Origin of the sequence: Leclercia sp. G3L, assembly GCF_021117075.1 — a bacterium.
In the GTDB taxonomy this organism is placed as follows: domain Bacteria; phylum Pseudomonadota; class Gammaproteobacteria; order Enterobacterales; family Enterobacteriaceae; genus Enterobacter; species Enterobacter adecarboxylatus_C.
The window spans coordinates 3,217,496-3,240,707 of the sequence record NZ_CP088265.1; the positions used below are offsets into that span (position 1 = coordinate 3,217,496).

19 protein-coding genes are annotated in these 23,212 nt (G+C 61.3%); 15 read left to right on the forward strand and 4 right to left on the reverse strand.

Going from position 1 to position 23,212, the window contains the following annotated elements; all coding sequences use genetic code 11:
* Window positions 1-50: 50 nt before the first annotated feature.
* Genes hemA through kdsA form a run of 6 tightly spaced genes read left to right on the forward strand, consistent with a single transcriptional unit; the run spans window position 51 to window position 5,354 of the window.
* Entirely contained in the window at window positions 51-1,307 is a 1,257-nt protein-coding gene (gene hemA, locus LRS40_RS16865; RefSeq protein WP_142489862.1) for a glutamyl-tRNA reductase, read from the forward strand.
* Between the two features lie 42 nt (window positions 1,308-1,349).
* On the forward strand, window positions 1,350-2,432 hold the full coding sequence (prfA, locus tag LRS40_RS16870; RefSeq protein ID WP_106993217.1) for a peptide chain release factor 1: 1,083 nt from the start codon (window positions 1,350-1,352) through the stop codon (window positions 2,430-2,432).
* Window positions 2,432-3,262 carry a peptide chain release factor N(5)-glutamine methyltransferase gene (gene prmC, locus LRS40_RS16875; protein ID WP_231312141.1) on the forward strand — a complete coding sequence of 277 codons (831 nt, stop codon included), beginning with the start codon at window positions 2,432-2,434 and terminating at the stop codon, window positions 3,260-3,262. The genes prfA and prmC overlap by 1 nt, the downstream gene beginning before the upstream one ends.
* Window positions 3,259-3,651: an invasion regulator SirB2 gene (sirB2, locus tag LRS40_RS16880; RefSeq protein ID WP_142489860.1), complete on the forward strand. Its 393-nt coding sequence runs from the start codon at window positions 3,259-3,261 to the stop codon at window positions 3,649-3,651. Before prmC ends, sirB2 begins: the two co-directional genes overlap by 4 nt.
* Window positions 3,652-3,654: 3 nt before the next feature.
* Window positions 3,655-4,464 carry an invasion regulator SirB1 gene (gene sirB1 / locus LRS40_RS16885; protein ID WP_142489859.1) on the forward strand — a complete coding sequence of 270 codons (810 nt, stop codon included), beginning with the start codon at window positions 3,655-3,657 and terminating at the stop codon, window positions 4,462-4,464.
* Window positions 4,465-4,499: 35 nt separating this feature from the next.
* Window positions 4,500-5,354, forward strand: a complete 855-nt coding sequence (gene kdsA / locus LRS40_RS16890) for a 3-deoxy-8-phosphooctulonate synthase (protein ID WP_231312142.1) — start codon at window positions 4,500-4,502, stop codon at window positions 5,352-5,354.
* 122 nt (window positions 5,355-5,476) lie between these two features.
* Here the strand turns inward: kdsA and chaA are convergent, their stop codons facing one another.
* Window positions 5,477-6,577: a sodium-potassium/proton antiporter ChaA gene (gene chaA, locus LRS40_RS16895; RefSeq protein ID WP_231312143.1), complete on the reverse strand. Its 1,101-nt coding sequence runs from the start codon at window positions 6,575-6,577 to the stop codon at window positions 5,477-5,479.
* 268 nt (window positions 6,578-6,845) lie between these two features.
* On the opposite strand from chaA, the gene chaB reads away from it, so the two are divergent.
* Together chaB and LRS40_RS16905 are read left to right on the forward strand one after the other, a co-directional pair.
* Entirely contained in the window at window positions 6,846-7,076 is a 231-nt protein-coding gene (gene chaB, locus LRS40_RS16900) for a putative cation transport regulator ChaB (RefSeq protein ID WP_142489856.1), read from the forward strand.
* Between the two features lie 193 nt (window positions 7,077-7,269).
* A complete protein-coding gene (locus LRS40_RS16905; protein WP_156263984.1) occupies window positions 7,270-7,965 on the forward strand; it encodes a gamma-glutamylcyclotransferase in 696 nt (231 codons plus the stop codon).
* 42 nt (window positions 7,966-8,007) lie between these two features.
* Here LRS40_RS16905 and LRS40_RS16910 read toward each other — a convergent pair whose 3' ends face one another.
* From LRS40_RS16910 to ychN, 3 genes are all read right to left on the reverse strand, one after another.
* Window positions 8,008-8,250: a DUF1883 domain-containing protein gene (locus LRS40_RS16910; RefSeq protein ID WP_142489854.1), complete on the reverse strand. Its 243-nt coding sequence runs from the start codon at window positions 8,248-8,250 to the stop codon at window positions 8,008-8,010.
* Between the two features lie 211 nt (window positions 8,251-8,461).
* On the reverse strand, window positions 8,462-10,246 hold the full coding sequence (locus LRS40_RS16915; protein ID WP_231312144.1) for a methyl-accepting chemotaxis protein: 1,785 nt from the start codon (window positions 10,244-10,246) through the stop codon (window positions 8,462-8,464).
* A gap of 107 nt (window positions 10,247-10,353) precedes the next feature.
* Window positions 10,354-10,707 carry a DsrE/F sulfur relay family protein YchN gene (gene ychN, locus LRS40_RS16920; RefSeq protein WP_142489852.1) on the reverse strand — a complete coding sequence of 118 codons (354 nt, stop codon included), beginning with the start codon at window positions 10,705-10,707 and terminating at the stop codon, window positions 10,354-10,356.
* Between the two features lie 72 nt (window positions 10,708-10,779).
* Between ychN and nasR the strand changes: the two genes are divergently transcribed.
* From nasR to LRS40_RS16955, 7 genes are all read left to right on the forward strand, one after another.
* Window positions 10,780-11,934, forward strand: a complete 1,155-nt coding sequence (gene nasR, locus LRS40_RS16925) for a nitrate regulatory protein NasR (RefSeq protein WP_231312145.1) — start codon at window positions 10,780-10,782, stop codon at window positions 11,932-11,934.
* Window positions 11,935-12,162: 228 nt separating this feature from the next.
* A complete protein-coding gene (locus tag LRS40_RS16930) occupies window positions 12,163-13,410 on the forward strand; it encodes a CmpA/NrtA family ABC transporter substrate-binding protein (RefSeq protein ID WP_231312146.1) in 1,248 nt (415 codons plus the stop codon).
* 1 nt (window position 13,411) lies between these two features.
* Window positions 13,412-14,290, forward strand: coding sequence for a nitrate ABC transporter permease (ntrB, locus tag LRS40_RS16935; protein WP_231312147.1), 879 nt, complete (start codon window positions 13,412-13,414; stop codon window positions 14,288-14,290).
* A 9-nt stretch (window positions 14,291-14,299) separates the two neighbouring features.
* Entirely contained in the window at window positions 14,300-15,088 is a 789-nt protein-coding gene (locus LRS40_RS16940) for an ABC transporter ATP-binding protein (protein WP_225758598.1), read from the forward strand.
* Between the two features lie 11 nt (window positions 15,089-15,099).
* Window positions 15,100-19,080 carry a nitrite reductase large subunit NirB gene (gene nirB, locus LRS40_RS16945; protein ID WP_231312148.1) on the forward strand — a complete coding sequence of 1,327 codons (3,981 nt, stop codon included), beginning with the start codon at window positions 15,100-15,102 and terminating at the stop codon, window positions 19,078-19,080.
* The gene (locus LRS40_RS16950; protein WP_231312149.1) at window positions 19,077-21,587 is read left to right on the forward strand and encodes a nitrate reductase; all 2,511 of its coding nucleotides are present in this window, start codon (window positions 19,077-19,079) and stop codon (window positions 21,585-21,587) included. The genes nirB and LRS40_RS16950 overlap by 4 nt, the downstream gene beginning before the upstream one ends.
* Window positions 21,588-21,807: 220 nt before the next feature.
* Entirely contained in the window at window positions 21,808-23,211 is a 1,404-nt protein-coding gene (locus tag LRS40_RS16955) for a YchO/YchP family invasin (RefSeq protein WP_231312150.1), read from the forward strand.
* The last annotated feature ends 1 nt before the right edge of the window (window position 23,212 follow it).

A 23,212-nucleotide genomic window follows, 5' to 3' on the forward strand; every position in this document is an offset into this window, starting at 1 on the left:
GTATGATGCGGCCTGCTAACCTTATTAACGCTGGTACTACTCCCGCTCATATGACCCTTTTAGCACTCGGTATTAACCACAAAACAGCCCCGGTATCACTGCGAGAACGTGTGACGTTTTCGCCGGACACGCTCGACCAGGCGCTGGACAGTCTGCTTGCCCAGCCGATGGTGCAGGGGGGCGTGGTGTTGTCAACGTGCAACCGTACTGAGCTCTATCTCAGCGTTGAAGAGCAGGACAACCTGCACGAAGCGCTGGTCCGCTGGTTATGCGAGTACCACAACCTGAACGAAGAAGAGCTGCGCAACAGCCTGTACTGGCATCAGGATAACGATGCGGTCAGCCATTTGATGCGCGTGGCCAGCGGGCTCGATTCGCTGGTGCTGGGCGAGCCGCAGATCCTCGGTCAGGTGAAAAAAGCCTTTGCCGATTCGCAAAAAGGCCACCTTAAGGCCAGCGAGCTGGAACGCATGTTCCAGAAATCCTTCTCCGTCGCCAAGCGAGTGCGAACCGAAACCGACATTGGCGCCAGTGCCGTTTCGGTTGCTTTCGCCGCCTGTACCCTGGCGCGACAAATCTTTGAATCGCTCTCCACGGTCTCTGTGCTGCTGGTGGGCGCGGGCGAAACCATCGAGCTGGTGGCGCGCCATCTGCGTGAACACAAAGTTAAAAAGATGATGATCGCCAACCGCACCCGCGAACGCGCTCAGGTGCTGGCGGATGAAGTGGGGGCAGAAGTGATCGCCCTCAGCGACATCGACGCCCGTCTGAGCGAAGCGGATATCATCATCAGCTCCACCGCCAGCCCGCTGCCGATCATCGGTAAAGGCATGGTGGAGCGCGCCCTGAAGTCCCGCCGTAATCAGCCGATGCTGCTGGTGGATATCGCCGTTCCGCGCGATGTCGAGCCCGACGTCGGCAAGCTGGCGAATGCCTATCTGTACAGCGTGGACGATCTGCAAAGCATCATTTCGCACAACCTTGCCCAGCGTAAAGCGGCAGCGGTGCAGGCGGAAACGATCGTTGAGCAGGAAACCAGCGAATTTATGGCCTGGCTGCGCGCGCAAAGCGTCAGCGAGACCATTCGCGAGTACCGCGGTCAGGCGGAACAGGTCCGTAATGAACTGACTGCCAAAGCGATGGCGGCCCTCGAGCAGGGCGGCGATCCGCAGGTCATCATGCAGGAACTGGCATGGAAACTGACCAATCGCCTGATCCATGCCCCAACCAAATCACTTCAACAGGCCGCCCGTGACGGGGACGACGAACGCCTGAACATTCTGCGCGACAGCCTCGGGCTGGAATAGCGCGCCATACCCATTTTATTATTATAAGGTGCACTTACGCCTATGAAGCCCTCTATCGTCGCCAAACTGGAAGCATTGCACGAGCGCCATGAAGAAGTTCAGGCGCTGCTTGGCGATGCCGCAACCATTGCCGACCAGGAACGTTTTCGCGCCCTGTCGCGTGAATACGCGCAATTAAGCGATGTTTCAAAATGCTTTACCGACTGGCAACAGGTTCAGGAAGATATCGAAACCGCGCAGATGATGCTCGACGACCCGGAAATGCGCGAGATGGCGCAGGAAGAGTTGCAGGACGCCAAAGTCCGCGCGGAAGAGATGGAGCAACAGCTGCAGGTTCTGCTGCTGCCGAAAGATCCGGACGATGAACGCAACGCCTTCGTCGAAGTCCGCGCCGGAACCGGCGGGGATGAAGCGGCCCTGTTTGCCGGGGATCTGTTCCGCATGTACAGCCGCTATGCCGAATCCCGCCGCTGGCGCGTGGAGATCATGAGCGCCAACGAAGGCGAACATGGCGGCTATAAAGAGGTGATCGCCAAAATCAGCGGTGACGGCGTGTACGGTCGCCTGAAGTTTGAATCCGGCGGTCATCGCGTGCAGCGCGTACCGGCCACCGAATCACAGGGGCGTATCCACACCTCCGCCTGCACCGTGGCGGTGATGCCTGAGCTGCCGGAAGCCGAACTGCCGGATATCAACCCGGCGGATCTGCGTATCGACACCTTCCGCTCCTCCGGGGCCGGCGGTCAGCACGTTAACACCACCGATTCCGCGATCCGTATTACCCACCTGCCAACCGGCATTGTGGTTGAGTGCCAGGACGAACGTTCCCAGCACAAAAACAAAGCCAAAGCGCTGTCGGTGCTGGGGGCGCGTATTCATGCGGCAGAGATGGCAAAACGTCAGCAGGCCGAAGCCTCTACCCGTCGCAACCTGCTGGGCAGCGGCGATCGCAGCGATCGCAACCGTACCTACAACTTCCCGCAGGGCCGCGTGACCGATCACCGCATCAACCTGACCCTCTACCGTCTGGATGAGACCATGGAAGGCAAGCTGGATTCCCTGATCGAACCTATCGTGCAGGAGTACCAGGCCGATCAGCTGGCGGCGCTGGCAGAGCAGGATTAATGGATTTTCAGCACTGGCTACAGCAGGCGATTAGCGGGCTGGCGGGCGGTGAGAGCCCCCGTCGCGATGCGGAGATCCTGCTGGAGCATGTGACGGGCAAAGCACGCACGTATATACTCGCCTTTGGCGAAACGCAGCTTACTGCCGATCAGCAGACTCAGCTTCACGACCTCCTGGCCCGCCGCAAGGCCGGCGAGCCTGTGGCCCACCTGGTGGGTGAGCGTGAGTTCTGGTCGCTGCCGCTGTATGTCTCCGCGGCGACTCTGATCCCCCGTCCCGACACCGAGTGTCTGGTGGAGCAGGCACTGGCGAGACTGCCCGCCACGCCCGCGCGCATTCTGGATTTAGGCACCGGCACCGGAGCCATCGCTCTGGCGCTGGCCAGTGAACGCCCGGATTGTCAGGTCACCGCCGTGGATGTCATGCCCGATGCGGTGGCGCTGGCACAGCGTAATCTTGCGCGTCTGGCGCTGCCAAACGTCACGGTGCTGCACAGCAGCTGGTTCACCGCCCTCGACGATCGGCAGTTTGAGACCATCGTCAGCAACCCGCCCTACATCGATGAAGCCGATCCGCATCTCGCTGAAGGCGATGTGCGCTTCGAGCCGCGCAGCGCGCTGGTCGCTGCCGATCATGGCCTGGCCGATCTCAGCCATATCATTACTCAGTCCCGTCAGCATCTGGTGACCGGCGGCTGGCTTCTGCTGGAACACGGCTGGACGCAGGGCGAAGCGGTGCGGGCACTCTTCCTGCAGGCCGGTTTTGAACGCGTCGAAACCTGTCGCGATTATGGCGGCAATGAGCGTCTGACCGTGGGCAAACTGCCATGAATAGCTTCTCCGTGCTGATCGCCCTGCATCTGACCGCCGTCACCCTGACCATCAGCTTTTTCGCGCTGCGTTACTGGTGGCGTTACAGCAATAATCAGCTGATTAACGCCCGCTGGGTGCGGGTGCTGCCGCACTGCATCGACACCGTACTCTTTGTGTCGGGCGCGGGGCTGATGTGGGTGACTGGCTATCTGCCGTTCACCGATGACGGCGCATGGCTGACTGAGAAGCTGTTTGGCGTTATCATCTACATCGTTTTGGGTTTTATTGCGCTGGGACGTCATCGTCCGCGCAGCCAGCAGGTGGGGTTTATCGCCTTTCTGCTGGGGCTGGTGGTGCTGTACATCATCATTAAACTCGCCACCACAAGAATACCGTTACTGGGGTAAGTCATGGAGTCCTTGGCCGATTTCGAATTTAACAAAGTGCCGTTGTGCGATGGAATGATCAAAGTATCAGAGATGATCCGTGATGATTTCATTTCACAATACGTCTACGACGAGCTGGAGAATCTGGTGAGTCTGGCGCGTGAAGAGATAAGTCAGGCGCGCCCGCAGGACTGGCAACTGGAGAAACTGATTGAGCTGTTCTACGGCGAATGGGGCTTTAGCGACACGCGTGGCGTGTATCGCCTCTCCGATGCGCTGTGGCTCGATCAGGTACTGAAAAACCGTCAGGGTAGCGCTGTCTCCCTGGGGGCCATTTTATTATGGGTGGCGCACCGCCTGGATATCCCGCTGGTGCCGGTCATCTTCCCGACGCAGATGCTGCTGCGCGCCGAGTGGCTGGACGGTGAAATGTGGTTAATTAACCCGTTCAACGGCGACACCCTTGACGATCACACGCTGGACGTCTGGCTGAAGGGCAATATCAGCCCGATGGCCGAGCTGTACAATGAAGATCTGGACGAAGCGGATAACGCTGAAGTGGTGCGCAAGCTGCTGGACACCTTAAAATCGGCGCTGATGGAAGAGCGGCAGATGGAGCTGGCGCTGCGTGCCAGCGAGGTGCTGTTGCAGTTTAACCCGGAAGACCCGTATGAGATCCGCGATCGCGGTCTGATCTACGTCCAGCTCGAGTGCGACCACGTCGCGCTGACGGATTTGAGTTATTTCGTTGAGCAGTGCCCGGAAGATCCGATCAGCGAGATGATCCGCGCGCAGATTAATTCCATCGCGCATAAACAGATTACACTGCATTAATCTTAACTCCGATTCACCCTGAATAAGGCGATCCTATGAAACAAAAAGTGGTTAGCATTGGCGATATCAACGTGGCGAACGACCTGCCGTTCGTGCTGTTCGGCGGCATGAACGTTCTGGAATCCCGCGATCTCGCGATGCGTATCTGCGAACATTACGTGACCGTGACCCAGAAGCTGGGTATCCCGTATGTGTTCAAAGCCTCTTTTGACAAAGCCAACCGCTCCTCTATTCACTCTTACCGTGGCCCCGGTCTGGAAGAGGGGATGAAGATTTTCCAGGAGCTGAAGCAGACTTTTGGCGTGAAAGTGATCACCGACGTGCATGAAGCCAGCCAGGCGCAGCCTGTGGCTGACGTTGTTGACGTGATCCAGCTGCCGGCGTTCCTCGCCCGTCAGACCGACCTGGTTGAAGCGATGGCGAAAACCGGCGCGGTCATCAACGTGAAAAAACCGCAGTTTGTAAGCCCTGGCCAGATGGGGAACATCGTCGACAAGTTTATCGAAGGCGGTAACGATCAGGTGATCCTGTGCGACCGTGGCGCTAACTTCGGTTATGACAACCTGGTGGTCGACATGCTGGGCTTCAGCGTGATGAAGAACGTCTCTAACCAGTCGCCGGTGATCTTCGACGTAACCCACGCTCTGCAGTGCCGCGACCCGTTTGGCGCCGCCTCCGGTGGCCGTCGTGCACAGGTGACCGAACTGGCGCGCGCCGGTATGGCAACCGGTCTGGCGGGTCTGTTTATCGAAGCGCACCCGGATCCAGCCAACGCGAAATGCGACGGCCCATCCGCACTGCCGCTGGATAAGCTGGAGCCGTTCCTGAAACAGATCAAAGCGATTGACGACCTGGTTAAGAACTTTGAAGTGCTGGATACCAGCAACTAAGCCAGAAAATAAAAAAACCCGCCTCGGCGGGTTTTTTTATGCCCGGCGGCGCTGCGCTTGCGCGGGCCTACGGGTTCAGTTGTAGGCCGGGTAAGGCGTAGCCGCCACCCGGCATTACCGCATCACGCAAATATCGTCATCAGATAGGCCGCAAACAACGCCATATGCGCCGCGCCGTTGAGCACATTGGTGCGCCCGGTTGAAAACGAAATCTGGCACAGCAACAGCGACGCCACCATCACAATCATCTCCGGTGCCCCCAGGCTAAACACCAGTTCATTGCCGGTGATGAAGGCAATCAGCGTCACCACCGGAACCGTCAGGGAGATGGTCGCCAGTACCGACCCAAAGAACAGGTTCATCGCGCGCTGCACCTGATTGTTCAGCACCGCACGCAGCGCTCCCAGCCCTTCCGGGGAGAGGATTAACAGCGCCACCAGGAAGCCGGTAAAGGCTACCGGCGCGTTCAGCTCGGTCAGCAGCGTTTCGAGCGGGTTCGCATTCATTTTGGTGACCGCGATAACCGCAATCAGATGCACGATCAGCCAGACGGTATGCCACAGGCTGCTGTGCGCGGACGGCTTGCCGTGGTGCGGATCGTCGTCGTCGCTCTCGTCTTCGTGCTCATACACGAACAGGCTCTGGTGCGTTTTGGTCTGAATGAGAAGGAAAACGCCGTACATCGCCGCAGAAATCAGCGCCACCAGCAGGGCCTGGCCGGTAGTGAAGTTAGCGCCCGGCAGCGCCATCGGGAACACCAGCACGATAATCGCCAGCGGGAAGAGGGCGATCAGATACTGCTTAATACCAAACAGATTCATGTACTGGGTGGCGAATTTGCGTCCGCCCAGCAGCAGCGAAAAGCCGACCAGCCCCCCGGTCACAATCATAATGATGGAGTAGAGCGTATCACGCATCAGGGTGGGAGCCGCATCACCGGTCGCCATCAGTGCGGAAATAAGGCTCACTTCGAGAATAACGACGGAAAGACTTAAAATCAGCGAGCCGTAGGGCTCTCCCAGACGGTGGGCCAGCACGTCGGCATGGCGAACAACGCTGAAGGCGCTACTGAGAATACCAACAAGTGCCAGGACATTAATCCCGATAACCACTGGCAGTGACTGACTACTTCCCCAGAAGAGCAGCACGGCCAGTGCCAGCACCGGGAAAATGAGAGAGGTCTCCTTATGACGGGTTTTCACCGTCTCGTGTGCGGTTGTCATGTAGTTCTCCAGAGTTGCAGGTGCTTGTCATTATAGATAGAAAAAGAGGACGTTAAATTAACAGATTGCCACAGGTTACTGATTGTATTTTACTTAATTTTACGGTTTGAGGTGATTTTAAGTCGAAAACGACATAATAAGATATTTCTGTTAAATATATCCTTAATAACAGTAAATTAAATAAAACCATTATCCGATTATTAATTTGACTGGAAGCCTCCGGCATTGTCTACCACACTTATTAATTGATTAAAAATAGGGGGTTGATATGCCATACAAATCGAAAACTGATTTACCGGACAATGTTCAGCACGTGCTGCCGGCCCACGCGCAGGATATTTATAAAGAAGCTTTCAACAGCGCCTGGGATCAATACAAGGATGAAGAGGACCGCCGGGGCGATGCCAGTCGGGAGGAGACCGCGCACCGCGTGGCCTGGGCGGCAGTGAAGAATGATTACGAGAAGGGCGATGATGACAAGTGGCACAAGAAGAAATAGCGCCTGCCTGATTGCCTGTGCTTAATAGTTTGCACCCTGCGCTTTGACTTTTAAGGCGGTTGCGCTGTCCATCTGTTGCACCCGGCAAAATTATTGCATATCGTCACGGTACTGCTTTCTAATTGAGCAGTAAAAAGACCTGGAAGGTTCATAAAAGTGTGGGCAGGGAAGCAGGCAGTGGCGGAGGTGCACTATGTTAACGCGTGATTTTCTTATGAAGGCCGACTGTAAAACGGCCTTTGGTGCGATTGAAGAATCGCTTCTGTGGTCAGCCGAACAACGGGCGGCATCGCTGGCAGCAACGCTTGCCTGCCGTCCCGACAACGGTCCGGTGTGGCTCTTCGGCTACGGCTCGCTGATGTGGAACCCGGCGCTGGAGTTTGTCGAATCGGCAACCGGAACCCTGCCGGGCTGGCACCGCGCCTTCTGTCTGCGCCTGACCGCCGGTCGCGGTAGCGCCTGCCAGCCGGGGCGCATGCTTGCACTGAAAGAGGGCGGACGCACCACGGGGGTGGCCTATCGCCTGCCGGATACCACGCTGGAAGAGGAGCTGGCCCTGCTGTGGAAGCGCGAGATGATCACCGGCTGCTATATGCCGAGCTGGTGCAAGCTGGAACTCGATGACGGACGCACCGTCAATGCGCTGGTGTTCATTATGGATCCGCGCCATCCGCTGTTTGAAGCCGATACCCGGGCGCAGGTGATTGCCCCGCTGATTGCGGCGGCCAGCGGCCCGCTTGGCACTAACGCGCAGTACCTGTTCTCGCTCGATCAGGAGCTGACGCGGCTGGGCATGCGGGATGACTGTCTGAATGAGCTGGTGTCGCGCGTGCGGGCCTTGCTTGATGGCGCCCAGCCCGATAACCCGCTGAATGCGAGCTTCGCCTGAAAAAACGCCCGGTGGCTTTGCAGCGTACCGGGCGATTGCTCATCAGGCGGCGACGTAGCTGATGGAGTGCTCAAGCGACTGGCTGTGGCTGTCGATGAGCACCTCCCAGGTGCCGGTGTAGGGCACCGTGAGCCAGGCGCTGTCCCTGTTCTGCACGCTCAGAATATCCGCCTGCGTTTTACGTGCTGCTTTGTTACTCATCAGATGAATATGACAGCGCTCCGAGCAGCGCACCACCACCGTATCCCCGCCAAACAACTTCAGACTTGCTTTTACCAGTGCCATTTTTTACCCCGTATCTCAAAACAACGCTCTCCTTGCGGCCAATCCTGAGCGTGATGTTGTTCACAATTCACTCATGGCATAACACCAAAGGGGAAGGTCGGGGGTGCTGATTTTGATCAAAAAATGGCATAACCCTTAAACAAAAATGACAATATGCCTGAAAGCTTTCAGCGGACACCGCTTTACACCGCTTTCAGGCAGCGGATTAACATTAAATGCGGAAATGTCCGGCGGTTTCAGCCAGCTCGCCTGCCTGACCCTGCAGGGCGCTTGCCGCGGCGGCCGACTGCACCACCAGTTCGGCGTTCTGCTGCACCATGCTGTCCAGATGCGTCACCGCCCGGTTGATCTCCTGAATGCCTTTCATCTGCTCGCTGGTAGCGACGGTGATCTCCCGCATGATCCCCGACATACTGCCGATGCTGGTGACGATCTCATCCATGCTCTGGCCCGCCAGATGCACATAGCGTGAACCGGTCGCCACGCTGTCGGTGGTGGAGTCGATCAGGCTTTTGATCTCTTTTGCCGCCTGGGCGCTGCGGCTGGCGAGATTACGCACTTCACCTGCCACCACCGCAAAACCACGACCCTGTTCACCTGCACGCGCGGCTTCAACCGAGGCATTCAATGCCAGGATATTGGTCTGGAAGGCGATACCGTCGATCACGCTGGTGATATCGCCAATTTTAGTCGAGGCGGCTTCGATGGACTGCATGGTGGTGATCGCCTGGGAGACCACGCTGCCGCCGCGGGTTGCTGCCTCTGAGGCTTTGCCCGCCTGCTCGTTGGCGATGGCGGCCGATTCGGTCGACTGGGCGACGGAGGCAGTGATCTGCTCCACGGCGCTGGCGGTTTCGCGCAGGCTGGAGGCGGCCCGCTCGGTGCGGCCAGAGAGATCCTGGTTACCGGCGGCGATCTCCTGGGCGGCGTTTTTCACCGAGGCGCTGGCGTCGCGAAGCTGTACCATTACCACCGAAAGTTTGTCGCTGAAGGCGTTAAAGGCATGGGCGATCTGCGCTACCTCATCCTCGCCTTTCTCAGGCAGACGCTGAGAGAGATCGTTGGTGCCGTTGGCGATGGCGTGCATCGCATCGCGAATATCCGACAGGCGTTTAAGCAGACGGGCAATCACGAAGTGAACCACGACGGCGCTGAGCAGAACCAGGATCACCAGCGACAGGGAGGAGGCCTTCAGCAGGGTGCGCATCCCGGAGGTGGCATCATTGCTGTCGAGGGCGACAATCAGCTGCCACTGGGTGCCGGCAATCGGGGTGGCGGCAAAGGTTTTGGTCGCGTCGTTGAACTGACCTTCGGCGCTCTTACCGCTCCTGAGGACATTCAGATCGACGCCGCTGATGACATCGGTAAAGGCTTTCAGGGTCAGGGCAGGGTCGTTGGCGGCGATCACCGTCCCGTCGCTGTCAATCAACAGCCCGCTGCTGGCCGGGGTCGGATGAATACCGCGCACGTTGGCGATCACGCTGTCCATCGCTACGTCACCCGCCAGCACCCCTTTCAGCTCGCCATTCTCTTTCACCGGCACGGCAAAAGTGACCACCAGCTTTTTGGTGCCGGTATCGACATAAGGCGCGGTGACGATGGCACGATCTTCTTTCACCGCCTGCTGATACCAGGGACGTATGGTGGGATCGTAGTCGGCAGGTACGCCGTCAGGATTGGAGAACTTCGCGGTTTTACTGGCATAACCCACATAGACGTTGATAAACCCGCCCGCCTGCGCCAGCTGTTTGAACATCGGCACCGGATCGTCGCTCAGGGCGACGTTCTGCAGGGAGTTGATTACCGCGGTTTTGCTGTTGACCCAGTCACCAATCGCCAGGCTGTGGCTGGCGCTGGTGCTGGCCAGCATGTCGCGTTGCGACTGTTGATTGTCCTGACGCGTGACCTGGAAATTAATCACGGTGTTCAGAAGGAGCGCGGCGATCAGACATCCGACCGTCGCCGCAATAATACGAGCGCGAATTGACCTGAACATAAATGTAATACCTGCTGTGTTGTTGTAAGAAGCCTATCGGCATCGGGCAGGCAAACTTGATGCTGGAACCGCGCTCATAAGAAAAAAATATTTTAGTTAAATCATTATTAGAAAGTTAATAGTTTATCTGCGGATAGTGTCCACTGCGCCAGCTCCACCAGAGTGCCGATTTCCACCCCCTCAATCAGCGGCAGGGCGCTGATACCGCGGCCGTCGGTGCAGGTCTTGCACAGCTTCACCGGCACGTTTTGTGCGGTGAGGATCTCCAGCATCTGCTGAATGTTATAGCCCTCGGCAGGCTTCTGGCCGCGCAGCCCGGCGGTCACCGCGTCGGACATCAAAAACAGGCGCAGATCCAGCTCGCTCTCCTGCTCGCGCAAGGCAATCGCCAGCCGCAGGCTGTTAAACAGGGATTCACTGCCATAGGCCGCGCCGTTGGCGACAATCACGATCTTCTGCATCTTGACTCCTGAAAAGTATAAAAGGCATGAAAATTGCTTCTCTCTGTCAAACACTGACCCGGGAGAGAAAGCATGACGAACATCACCGGCGCCACCGAATGGTTTCAGCACGCCAGGCTGATGCGTAAACAACAGCTATGCAAACTGGCGCAGCTGGGCACGCTTGTCAGCCGAATCAGTCATCTTGCGCACATGCTACAGTGCGAGCGCGGAGCTTCCAACATCTGGCTCTGCTCCCGGGGCATGCTGTATGCCCTCGAATGTAAAGCCAGCCGCGCGCTGGTGGACGAACATCTCCAGGCGCTGCACCAGGTGCTCGGCACGCCGCTGATGGCCAGCGGCGCCCTTAGCGAGCGGGTGGCGAACGCCCTGCAGAGCCTGGAACAGCTGCCCGCATTACGCGAGGTCATCACCGCCTGTACGCTGCCCGCCGACGTGGCGATGGAGCGCTACAGTCGCACCCTGCGCAACCTGCTCAGTATCGTACCCCAGCTCAACGACAGCATTGACGATCCGCAACTCGCCGGCAGGTTTGTTGCACTTTATAGCCTGATGCAGGGTAAAGAGCTGGTCGGCCAGGAGCGGGCGCTGGGGGCGATCGGCTTTACCCAGGGCTTTTTCAGCGATGAGATGCGCCAGACCCTGGTGGACCGCATCGACGGGCAGCAGGCCTGCTTCGAGGTCTTTCTCTCCCTGACCCCCGCCAGCGTGCACGACCATTTCGCCCTCAGCGTGCCGGGAGCCGAAACCGAACAGCTGCGGCGGCTGGCCTGTACCCGCCAGCCCGCAGCGGATAAGGGCGTGCTGGCGCTGCACTGGTTCTCGCTGCAAACCGAACGTCTCGAACACCTGCGCGCCCTGGAAGAGATGCAAATTGCCGATCTGATGCTGGCGGTGGAGGCGCTGATTGGCCGGGCCGACGACGACCTGCCGGAGGAGCCATCCTCCGAAGAGCCGCTGGCCCTCTATCCGCAAAAGCCGCTCCTGCCGCTGGTGCGCCAGCAGGCGCGGGAGATAGAGCAGCTCTCCCGCCAGCTGGCCTCGATGCGCGACACTCTCGAGGAGCGCAAGGTGATCGATAAAGCCAAAAGCGTGCTGATGACCCATCAGCAGATGAGCGAGGAGCAGGCCTGGTGTCAGCTGCGCAAGATGGCGATGGACAAGAACCAGCGGATGGTGGATATCGCCCGGGCCTTGCTCACCGTCAAGGCACTCTGGCAGCAGTAGCTGCACCTCAGGCGGGCAACCTGTGCATGGTTGAGGTGCGTTCTGGCTGCGGGATGGCGGAAAAGGCCCGTAAACCAGGGCCTTAAAAGCTGGCATCCCCTTTGCATTAGTTAAATCACAATTTGAGACCACGCGCCAACGGCGGTGCGACGGTCTTCAGGATAAAGGCGTCCTGCAGTGCTTCGGCACTGCCGGGCGCTTTTTTTTGGCTTTTTTTCAGGAGTGAGCATGGTGGAATGGACAAGGCGGCGTTTTTTACAGGCCAGCGCGCTGGCAGGCGGGGCGCTGATGTTGCCGGGCGTGATGCAGGGCGCATGGGCTGCAGGCTCCGATAAACCGGAACTCGAGACGGTGCGCGTAGGTTTCATCCCGCTCACTGACTGCGCGCCCCTGGCGATCGCGGCGTATAAGGGCTTCGATAAAAAATACGGCTTCACCCTGGTGCCCACCAAAGAGGCCAGCTGGGCGGCGGTGCGCGACAAGCTGGTGGCCGGAGAGCTGGATGCCGCGCACATTCTCTATGGCCTGCTGTACGGCCTGGAGCTGGGCATCGCCGGTAAGCCCAAGCCAATGGCTAACCTGATGACCCTCAACCAGAACGGACAGGCGATCACCCTGTCGAGCGATCTGGCCCAGCAGGGCGTGCGTGACGGCGAGGGGCTGAAGAAGCTGATCGGCCAACAGGCGCCGGGCAGCTACACCTTCGCCCACACCTTTCCTACCGGCACTCACGCCATGTGGCTCTACTACTGGCTGGCTAGCGCGGGCATTAACCCCTTTGACGACGTGCGCACCGTAGTGGTGCCGCCGCCGCAGATGGTGATGAACATGCGCATCGGCAATATGGTCGGCTTCTGCGTCGGCGAGCCGTGGAACGCCCGCGCCATCAACGATCGCATCGGCTTTACCGCCGCCACCTCCCAGTCCATCTGGCCGGAACACCCGGAGAAGATCCTCGGCACCCGCCGGGAGTGGGTTGATGCCCACCCCAACACCGCCCGGGCGCTGGTCAGCGCATTGCTGGAGGCCCAGCGCTGGATCGATGCCTCGCCGCAGAACAAAGAAGAGACCGCCCGACTGCTGGCCCGTCGCGCCTGGCTCAACACCAAAGAGCAGTACCTCACCGGCCGGATGCTGGGTGAGTACGACAACGGGGTGGGGCAACGCTGGCAGGACGCTCACCCGATCCGCTTCTTTGAGGACGGAGCGGTCAGCTACCCGTGGCACTCCGACGGGATGTGGTTCTTAACCCAGTTCCGTCGCTGGGGGTTGCTGAAAACCGACCCGGACTACGCCGCCATCGCTCAACGCATCAACCGCACCGACGTCTGGCAGGACGCCGCCACGGCGGTGGGCGGCATTCGCGCACCATCGTCACCGCTGCGCAGCAGCACCCTGATGGACGGCACCGTCTGGAACGGCACCGATCCACAGGGTTACGCCAACCGTTTCGCCATTCACCGTACAGGGGCCTGATATGAAAAAAGTTAACACCAAAGCGGCACCCGCCGCGCCGGTCAGCGGGGAAGTGATTGCCCTGCCGCCGGTGCAGGTGCGCCGCCGCTCACCCGCGTTTGCCCGCCGGTTCAACGACCTGTTGCAGCGCCTTATTCCGGCCCTGCTCGGCCTCGGGCTGCTGGTCATCGCCGGGCAGCTGGCGGCCATCAACAGCAAAGGCTTCCCGACGCCGCTCAGCACCCTGGATTCGGCCATCACCCTGTTTGCCGACCCGTTCTACCGCGACGGCCCGAACGACATGGGGGTGGGCTGGAACGTGCTGGCCTCGCTGCAGCGCGTGGCCATTGGCTTTGGCCTGGCGGCGCTGGTGGGGATCCCGCTGGGCTTTATGATTGGCCGCTTCACCTTCCTGGCGCGCATGTTTAACCCGCTGATCGCGCTGCTGCGCCCGGTCAGCCCCCTGGCCTGGCTGCCGATTGGCCTGCTGCTGTTCCAGAAGGCGGAGCCCGCCTCCAGCTGGACCATTTTCATCTGCTCCATCTGGCCGATGGTCATCAACACCGCCGAAGGGGTGCGCCGCATCCCCGAGGATTACCTCAACGTGGCGCGGGTGTTGCAACTCTCCGAGTGGACGGTAATGCGCCGCATTCTGTTTCCCGCCGTGCTGCCTGCGGTCCTGACCGGGGTCCGCCTCTCCATCGGCATCGCCTGGCTGGTGATTGTCGCCGCCGAGATGCTCACCGGGGGCCTGGGGATCGGCTTCTGGATCTGGAACGAGTGGAACAACCTCAACGTCGAAAACATTCTCATTGCCATCGTCATTATCGGCGTGGTGGGTTTGCTGCTGGAGCAGGGGTTGATGCTGATCGCCCGTCGTTTCAGCTGGCAGGAAAAATAAGGAGCGCACATGAAACCATTAATTCAGGTCCAGGCCGTCAGCCAGCGTTTTTCCACCGCCAGCGGCGAGTTTCTGGCGCTGCAAAACGTCTCTTTTGATATTCACGAGGGCGAGACCGTCAGCCTGATCGGCCACTCCGGCTGCGGTAAATCGACGCTGCTGAACCTGATCGCCGGTATCACCTTGCCCACCGAAGGCGGGCTGATCTGCGACAACCGCGAGATCGCCGGGCCGGGCCCGGAGCGGGCGGTGGTGTTCCAGAACCACTCCCTGCTGCCCTGGCTCACCTGCTTCGACAACGTGGCCCTGGCGGTGGATCAGGTGTTCCGCCGCAGCATGAGCAAGGCCGAGCGCCGGGAGTGGATCGAGCACAACCTCGATCGGGTGCAGATGGGACACGCCATCCACAAGCGTCCGGGGGAGATCTCCGGCGGGATGAAGCAGCGGGTCGGCATTGCCCGCGCCCTGGCGATGAAGCCGAAAGTGCTGCTGATGGACGAGCCGTTCGGCGCGCTGGATGCCCTGACCCGCGCCCATCTCCAGGATTCGGTGATGAAAATTCAGCAGGAGCTGAACACCACCATCGTGCTGATCACCCACGACGTCGACGAGGCGGTGCTGCTCTCGGATCGGGTCCTGATGATGACCAACGGCCCGGCGGCGACGGTGGGGGAGATCCTGCGCGTCGACCTGCCGCGCCCGCGTAACCGGGTGCAGCTGGCGGAGGAGAGCCGCTATCACCATATGCGCCAGCAGATCCTCCATTTCCTCTACGAAAAACAGCCGAAAGCGGCCTGAGGAGCGCCACTATGCGCCTGGTCATCATTGGAAACGGTATGGCGGCAACGCGGCTGATTGAGTCGTTGACCGACCGCGCGCCCGGGCGCTTCGTCATCACCGTCATCGGTGACGAGCAGGCACCGGCCTATAACCGCATACAGCTCTCCCCGGTACTCGGCGGCGAGAAACAGGCCGCCGCCACGCAGCTGCACGATGACGCCTGGTATCGTGCGCGCGGCGTCACGGTGCTTTGCGGCGAGCGGGTGCTGGCGGTAGAGGGCGCGGCGCGGATGTTGCGCACCGATAAACGTCTGATGGGGTGGGATGAGCTGGTGTTTGCCACCGGATCCCAGCCCTTTGTGCCGCCGATCCCCGGAGTGGGTCTGCCGTACGTCTTTACCTTCCGCACCCTCGATGACGTCAACGCCATTCTGGCGACCCCCGGCCCGGCGGTGGTGTTGGGGGGCGGGGTGCTCGGCGTGGAAGCCGCTGCGGCGTTACGGTTGAGAGGTGACAACGTCACTTTAGTGCATCGTGGCCCCTGGTTGATGGAGCAGCAGCTGGATCAGCAGGCCGGGCTACTGCTGGAGCAGGCGCTGAGCGAGCGGGGCATCGGCTGCGAGCTGAACGGCGGCCTGACGGCGATTGCTGCCGACAGCGTCACCCTCAGTAGCGGACGCACTCTGGCCGCCACGCGGGTGGTGCTGGCGACCGGCGTGACGCCCAACATCGCCCTGGCGCAGGAAGGCGGCGTGCCGTGCGGGCGCGGCATTCTGGTGGATGACCAGATGCGCACCGCCCTGGATGGCATCAGCGCCATCGGCGAGTGCTGCGAAATTGACGGCCAGACCTGGGGGCTGGTGGCCCCGTGCCTGGCCCAGGCGGAGATCCTCGCCGCCCGTCTGGCCGGGGAAAACGTCACCCCCTTTACCCCGATGCAAAACGGCATGCGCCTGAAGGTGACCGGCGTTGAGCTGTTCAGCGTCGGGGAGGTGACCGCGCAACAACATGATTCGGTGTGGACCAGCTGGGATCCGCTGACCCGCCACTACCGCCGCTTACTGGTTCGCAACGGCACGCTGGCAGGCGTGCTGCTGATGGGGGAGTGTCGCAGCGCGGCCACCCTCACCGATTTACTGGCTACGTCAGAACCCGCCCAGGCGGACTGGCTGTTCGATCGATTCACTACGCAGCCGCAGGTTGCAGGACAAAACGCGATGACAAAACCTACTCTGATTGTGGTTGGGCACGGTATGGTCGGCCACCATTTTCTTGAAGACTGCGTGAACCGCGGTTTGCATCAGCAATACCAGATTGTGGTCTTCGGTGAAGAGCGCTATGCCGCCTATGACCGCGTCCATCTGTCGGAATACTTTGCCGGACGCAGCGCCGACTCGTTGTCAATGGTGGCCGGGGATTTCTTTGCCGATAACGGCATTGAGCTGCGCCTGTCCCAGCAGATTGTCGCCATCGATCGCGACGCCCGGGTGGTGCGCACCGCAGGCGGGCATGAAACCCACTGGGATAAACTGGTGCTGGCGACCGGATCCTATCCGTTTGTACCCCCGGTACCGGGGCGCGACCTGCCGGGCTGCTTTGTCTACCGCACCCTTGACGATTTGGACCAGATTGCTGCCCATGCCAAAGGCTCCCGCACTGGGGTAGTGATTGGCGGCGGGCTGCTGGGGCTGGAGGCGGCCAACGCCCTGAAACAGCTCGGACTGGAGACCCACGTGGTGGAGTTCGCCCCGAACCTGATGGCGGTACAGCTGGATAATGACGGGGCCGCCATGCTGCGGCGCAAAATTGAAGCCCTTGGCGTGGGGGTGCATACCAGCAAAGCCACCACCGAAATTGCCGATACCGACGCGGGCAAAGTGCTGCGCTTCGCCGACGGCAGCGAGCTGGCCACCGACATGGTGGTCTTCTCTGCCGGGATCCGCCCGCAGGATGCGCTGGCCCGGGACTGCGGTCTGGTGCTGGGGGAGCGCGGCGGGATCAATATCGACAACCAGTGCCGCACCTCTGACGAGGACATCTTTGCCATCGGGGAGTGCGCCCTCTGGGAGGGGAAAATCTATGGCCTGGTGGCCCCGGGCTATCAGATGGCGCGGGTAGCCAGCGCCGCGCTGGCCGGGGAGGCGAACGCCTTCACCGGGGCGGATATGAGCACCAAACTCAAGCTGCTGGGGGTGGACGTGGCCTCGTTTGGCGATGCCCACGCCCGCACGCCGGGAGCGCAGAGCTACCAGTGGACCCACGGCCCGCAGCAGATCTACAAGAAGATCGTGGTCAGCGCCGACAACAAAACCCTGCTCGGCGGGGTGCTGGTGGGGGATGCCAGCGAATACGCCACCCTGGTGCAGATGATGCTCAACGATATCCGCCTGCCGAAGGATCCCGAGACCCTGATCCTGCCCGCGGTGGCGGGCAGCGCCCCGAAAGCGCTGGGCGTGGCGGCCCTGCCGGAGAGCGCGCAGATCTGCTCCTGCCACAACGTCAGCAAGGGCGATATCTGCCAGGCGGTGAGCAACGGTGCTACCGACATCGGGGCGGTAAAACAGTGCACCAAAGCGGCCACCGGCTGCGGGGGGTGCAGCGCGCTGGTGAAGCAGGTGATGGAGTTCCAGCTGGCGGCCCAGGGCGTGGAGGTGAAGAAGGATATCTGCGAGCACTTCGCGTACTCGCGCCAGGAGATCTACCACCTGGTGCGCGTCAACCGCATCCACACTTTTGACCAGCTCATCAGCCGCTACGGCCAGGGCCACGGGTGCGAGATCTGTAAGCCGCTGGTGGGCTCGGTGCTGGCCTCCTGCTGGAACGAATACCTGCTAAAACCGGCCCATTTGCCGCTGCAGGACACCAACGACCGCTACTTCGCCAACATCCAGAAAGACGGCACTTACTCGATTGTGCCGAGGATGGCCGCCGGGGAGGTGACCGCCGACGGGCTGATTGCCATCGGCCAGATCGCCAAACGCTACCAGCTGTACAGCAAAATCACCGGCGGACAGCGTATCGACCTGTTTGGCGCCCGGCTGGAGCAGCTCCCGGAGATCTGGCAGCAGCTGATCGACGCCGGGTTTGAAACCGGCCACGCCTACGGCAAATCCCTGCGCACCGTGAAATCCTGCGTCGGCTCCACCTGGTGCCGCTACGGTGTGCAGGACTCCACCGGCCTGGCGGTGACGCTGGAGAACCGCTACAAGGGGCTGCGCGCCCCGCACAAAATCAAGATGGCCGTCTCGGGCTGCACCCGCGAGTGCGCCGAAGCCCAGAGCAAGGACGTGGGGGTGATCGCCACCGACAAGGGCTGGAACCTCTATCTGTGCGGCAACGGTGGGATGAAGCCGCGCCACGCGGATCTTTTTGCCAGCGATCTCGATGACGCCACCCTCCTGCGCTACGTCGATCGCTTCCTGATGTTCTACATCCGCACCGCCGATCGCCTGCAGCGCACCAGCACCTGGCGGGATAACCTCGAGGGCGGGCTGGAGTACCTGCGGGAGGTGATCATCGATGACAGCCTCGGCATTGCCGACGAGCTGGAGCAGGAGATGCAGCGGGTGGTGGATACGTACCAGTGCGAATGGCAGACCACCCTGCAGGATCCGGGTCGGCTGGCGCAGTTCCGCACCCTCGATGCCGCGCCGGTGACATCAAAGCGCTGGCAGGCGGTCTGTACCCTGGAGGAGATCCCCGAGCAGGCCGGGATCGGTGCCCGTCTGGGTGAGCAGCCCATTGCGCTGTTCCGCTTCGGCAAGTCGGTCTACGCCCTGGAGGACAGGGAGCCGGGCGGCAGCGTCAGCGTGCTGTCGCGCGGTATTCTGGGCGATGCCGGGGGGGAGCCGGTGGTGATCTCCCCGCTGTTTAAGACGCGGATCCGCCTGCGCGACGGGCGGCAGGTCGACACCGGCGAAGTGGCGGTGCGCGCCTGGCCGGTGAAGGTTGACGGCAATCAGGTCATGGTAGGCAGCCAAGAGCTGGTGATGCGTGCGGAGGCCTCATGAGTGAAACCCAGACGACCTGTCCTTACTGCGGCGTGGGCTGCGGCGTAATCGCCCGCGTCGACAACGGCGAGGTGAGCGTGCGCGGCGACGACAGCCATCCGGCCAACTTTGGGCGGCTGTGCGTCAAAGGTTCGTCGCTCGGGGAGACCACCGGGTTAGCGGGACGACTCCTGCATCCGGAGGTGGACGATCGGCCGGTGAGCTGGGAGCAGGCGCTGGAGGCGGCGGGTAGCCGTCTCCAGGCGATCGTCGACACCTACGGGCCGCAGGCGGTGGCCTTTTATGCCTCCGGCCAGCTGCTGACCGAGGATTACTACGCCGCCAACAAGCTGATGAAAGGCTTTATCGGGGCGGCCAATATCGACACCAACTCCCGGCTCTGCATGTCCTCGGCGGTGGTGGGTTACAAGCGCGCCTTCGGGGAGGACATTGTTCCGTGCAGCTACGAGGACGTTGAGCATACCGACCTGGTGGTGCTGGTGGGCTCCAACGCCGCCTGGACCCATCCGGTGCTCTATCAGCGCCTGGTGCAGGCGAAAATTGATAATCCGGCGCTGAAGGTGGTGGTGATCGACCCCCGGCGCACCGCGACCTGCGACATTGCCGACCTGCATCTGGCCCTGACGCCGGGGAGCGATGCCGGGCTGTTTGTCGGCCTGCTGAACGCCATTGACCCTGAGCAGGCCAGCGACTGGTCGACTGAACGCGTGGCGGCGTTTTGCAGCCTGCCGCCCGAGCATGTCGCTGCCTTTTACGCCTGGTTTATCGCCGCCCCGCGGGCGGTGACGCTCTACACCATGGGGATCAACCAGTCCACCAGCGGCAGCGACAAGTGCAATGCCATTATCAATGTCCACCTGGCGAGCGGCAAAATAGGCCGCGAAGGCTGCGGGCCGTTTTCGCTGACCGGTCAGCCCAATGCGATGGGCGGGCGCGAGGTGGGCGGGCTGGCGAATCAGCTGGCGGCGCATATGAACTTCACGCCGGACGATCTCAGCCGGGTGGCGCGCTTCTGGGGGACGGAGCGGCTGGCCCAGACGCCAGGGCTGATGGCGGTAGAGCTATTCGACGCCATTGCCCGCGGCGAGGTGAAGGCGGTGTGGATCATGGGCACCAACCCGGCGGTGTCGCTCCCGGACAGCCATGCGGTCTGTCAGGCGCTGGCGGCCTGCCCGCTGGTGATGATCTCGGAAGTAATGCGCGACACCGATACCAGCCGCTTCGCCCACATTCGCTTTCCGGCGCTCGGCTGGGGAGAGAAAGAGGGGACGGTGACTAACTCCGAACGCCGCATCTCGCGCCAGCGCGCTTTTCTGCCCGCGCCCGGCGAGGCGAAACCGGACTGGTGGATCATCGCCCGACTCGCTGAAAAGCTGGGCTACGGCGCGGCCTTTGCCTGGGATCATCCCCACGCCATCTTTACCGAACACGCCGCGCTGACCGCCTTTGAAAACCAGGGCGAGCGGCAGCTGAACCTCGCGGCGCTGGCGCAGCTCACCCGCGCGCAGTGGAATCAACTGACCCCCTGGCAGTGGCCGATTAACCGGGAGGCGTTAACCCACGCCCGGCGGGTGCCGGTCACCCCACAGCCGCACGCCGCCGCGCCGAATCTGCTCTATCCCTTACTGCTCAACAGCGGTCGACTCCGCGACCAGTGGCATACAATGACCCGCACCGGCTATGTCCAGCGCCTGATGCAGCACCGGGATGAGCCGACGGTGGATATTTCCCCCCAGGATGCCGCCCGGCTGGGAGTTCAGGACGGACAGCTGACGCGCATCAGCGCCCCGCGCGGGCTGATGGTGGCCCGGGCGCGGATCGGTGACGGGCAGCGCGCCGGGGAGCTGTTCGTCCCGATGCACTGGAACAGCTGTTTTTCGCGCCAGGGCAAGGTCAATGCGCTGGTGGAGGGGCGCTGCGATCCCCATTCCGGTCAGCCCGAAAGCAAGCAAACCGCGGTGCGGCTGATGCCGTGGCAGCCCGCCTGGCAGGGGGAGCTTTACAACCGGGAGGAACTGGCGCTGCCAGTGCATGTCCACTGGTGGCGCAAGGCGACGGCCGGGGTGACGCGGCTGACCCTGGCGGGGGACAAACCGCTGCTGGAATGGCTGATGCATCACTGCACTGGGCAGGGCTGGCAGCTGCAAATCGCGCAAACCGGCGATCGCCGCAGCGTGCTGGCCTGGCATGACGGGACACTGATGCTGGGATTCTGGCAAGGCACCGGGTTGCCGGCGCTGGCGCACAGCTTTATCGAAGAAGCGTTTCGCATCGCGCCCGTACAGCTGGCCGAACGTCACGCTCTGCTGAACGGGCAGCATCCCGGCGAGCGCGTTGATCCCGGGCGCATTATCTGCAGCTGTTTCAGCATCGGTGAAAACGCGATCCGCGAGGCGATTGCGCAAGGATGCGACTCCGCGGCGGCGCTGGGGGCAAAACTGCGCTGCGGCACCAACTGCGGCTCCTGCGTGCCGGAACTGAAAGCGATGCTTTCTGTGCGGGTGTAAACGCCTGATGGCGCTAACGCTTATCAGGCCTACGTCCCGTAGGCCGGGTAAGCGCAGCGCCACCCGGCAAGCAGGCCCCACAGGTCGGTAAGCGCAGCGCCACCCGGCAATCAGGCTTCAGGATATTCCTGAAATTTCCCTTAGGGCTGAAATTTTTCCTCAATCACGCTAAGGTGTTAACTCTGTTTTCCATCAACACAGGCGCCCTTTCACGACGGTGATGGTTGTTTCCCCCCGCATTCGTTGGCTGTTTTTCCTCCTCTGTTCTGCCGGAGCCGTTCAGGCTGCTCCGAATTCCTTTCTCCAGCAGGCGCAAAATCCCTTTGATAATAACGGCGACAGCCTGCCGGATTTAGGCATGGCGACCCCGACGGGCGAGGGTGAAAAGCATCTGGCGGAGATGGCGAAAGCCTTTGGGGAGGCCAGCATGACCGACAACGGCCTGACCACCGAGGAGCAGGCCCGGCAGTTCGCCCTCGGCCAGGTGCGGGACGCGGTCAGCCAGGAGGTCAATCAGCATATCGAATCGTGGCTCTCCCCCTGGGGAAACGCCAGCGTCGATCTGCTGGTTAACGACGAGGGGCGCTTTACCGGCAGCAAGGGCCGCTGGTTTATCCCCTGGCAGGATAACAATCACTACCTGACCTGGAGCCAGCTTGGGCTCACCCAGCAGGAAGACGGCCTGGTCAGCAACGCGGGGATCGGCCAGCGCTGGGTGGCGGGCAAATGGCTGCTGGGTTACAACACTTTTTACGACAATCTGCTGGATGAGAACCTGCAGCGTGCCGGTCTTGGCGCTGAAGCCTGGGGCGAATACCTGCGCCTGTCGGCCAACTACTATCAGCCCTTTGCCAGCTGGCGTGACAGCTCGGCGGTGGAGGAGCAGCGCATGGCCCGCGGCTACGACGTCACCGCCAAAGCCTGGCTGCCGTTTTATCATCACCTCAATACCAGCGTCAGTTTTGAACAATACTATGGCGACAACGTCGATCTGTTTCACACCGGTACCGGCTATCGCAACCCGCTGGCGGTTAATCTGGGGCTCGATTACACCCCGGTGCCGCTGGTGACCTTCTCCGCCGCCCACAAGCAGGGGGAGAGCGGGGTGAGCCAGAATAACCTCGGCCTGAAGCTCAACTATCGCTTCGGGGTGCCGCTGAAAAAACAGCTCTCCGCCAGCGAAGTGATGGACAGCCGCTCCCTGCGGGGCAGTCGTTACGATCCGCCGGAACGCGAGAGCCTGCCGGTGCTGGAGTTCCGCCAGCGGAAAACGCTATCGGTATGGCTGGCGACGCCGCCGTGGGATCTCAAGCCGGGTGAAACGGTGGTGCTGAAGCTGGATATTCGCAGCCGTCACGGGGTGCGGACGCTGCACTGGCAGGGGGATACCCAGGCGCTGAGTCTGACCTCACCGGCGCAGGCCAGTGATAGCGACGGGTGGAGTATTATTCTGCCGGCGTGGGATAACCGCGAGGGGGCGAGCAACCGCTGGAAACTGTCGGTGGTGGTGGAAGATAAAGCCGGGCAGCGTGTCTCTTCCAATGAGATCACGCTGGCACTGACGCAGCCGCTCCTGGCCCTGCCAGAAGAGGATCCGCGCTGGACGCTGCTGCCGGACGAGTAAA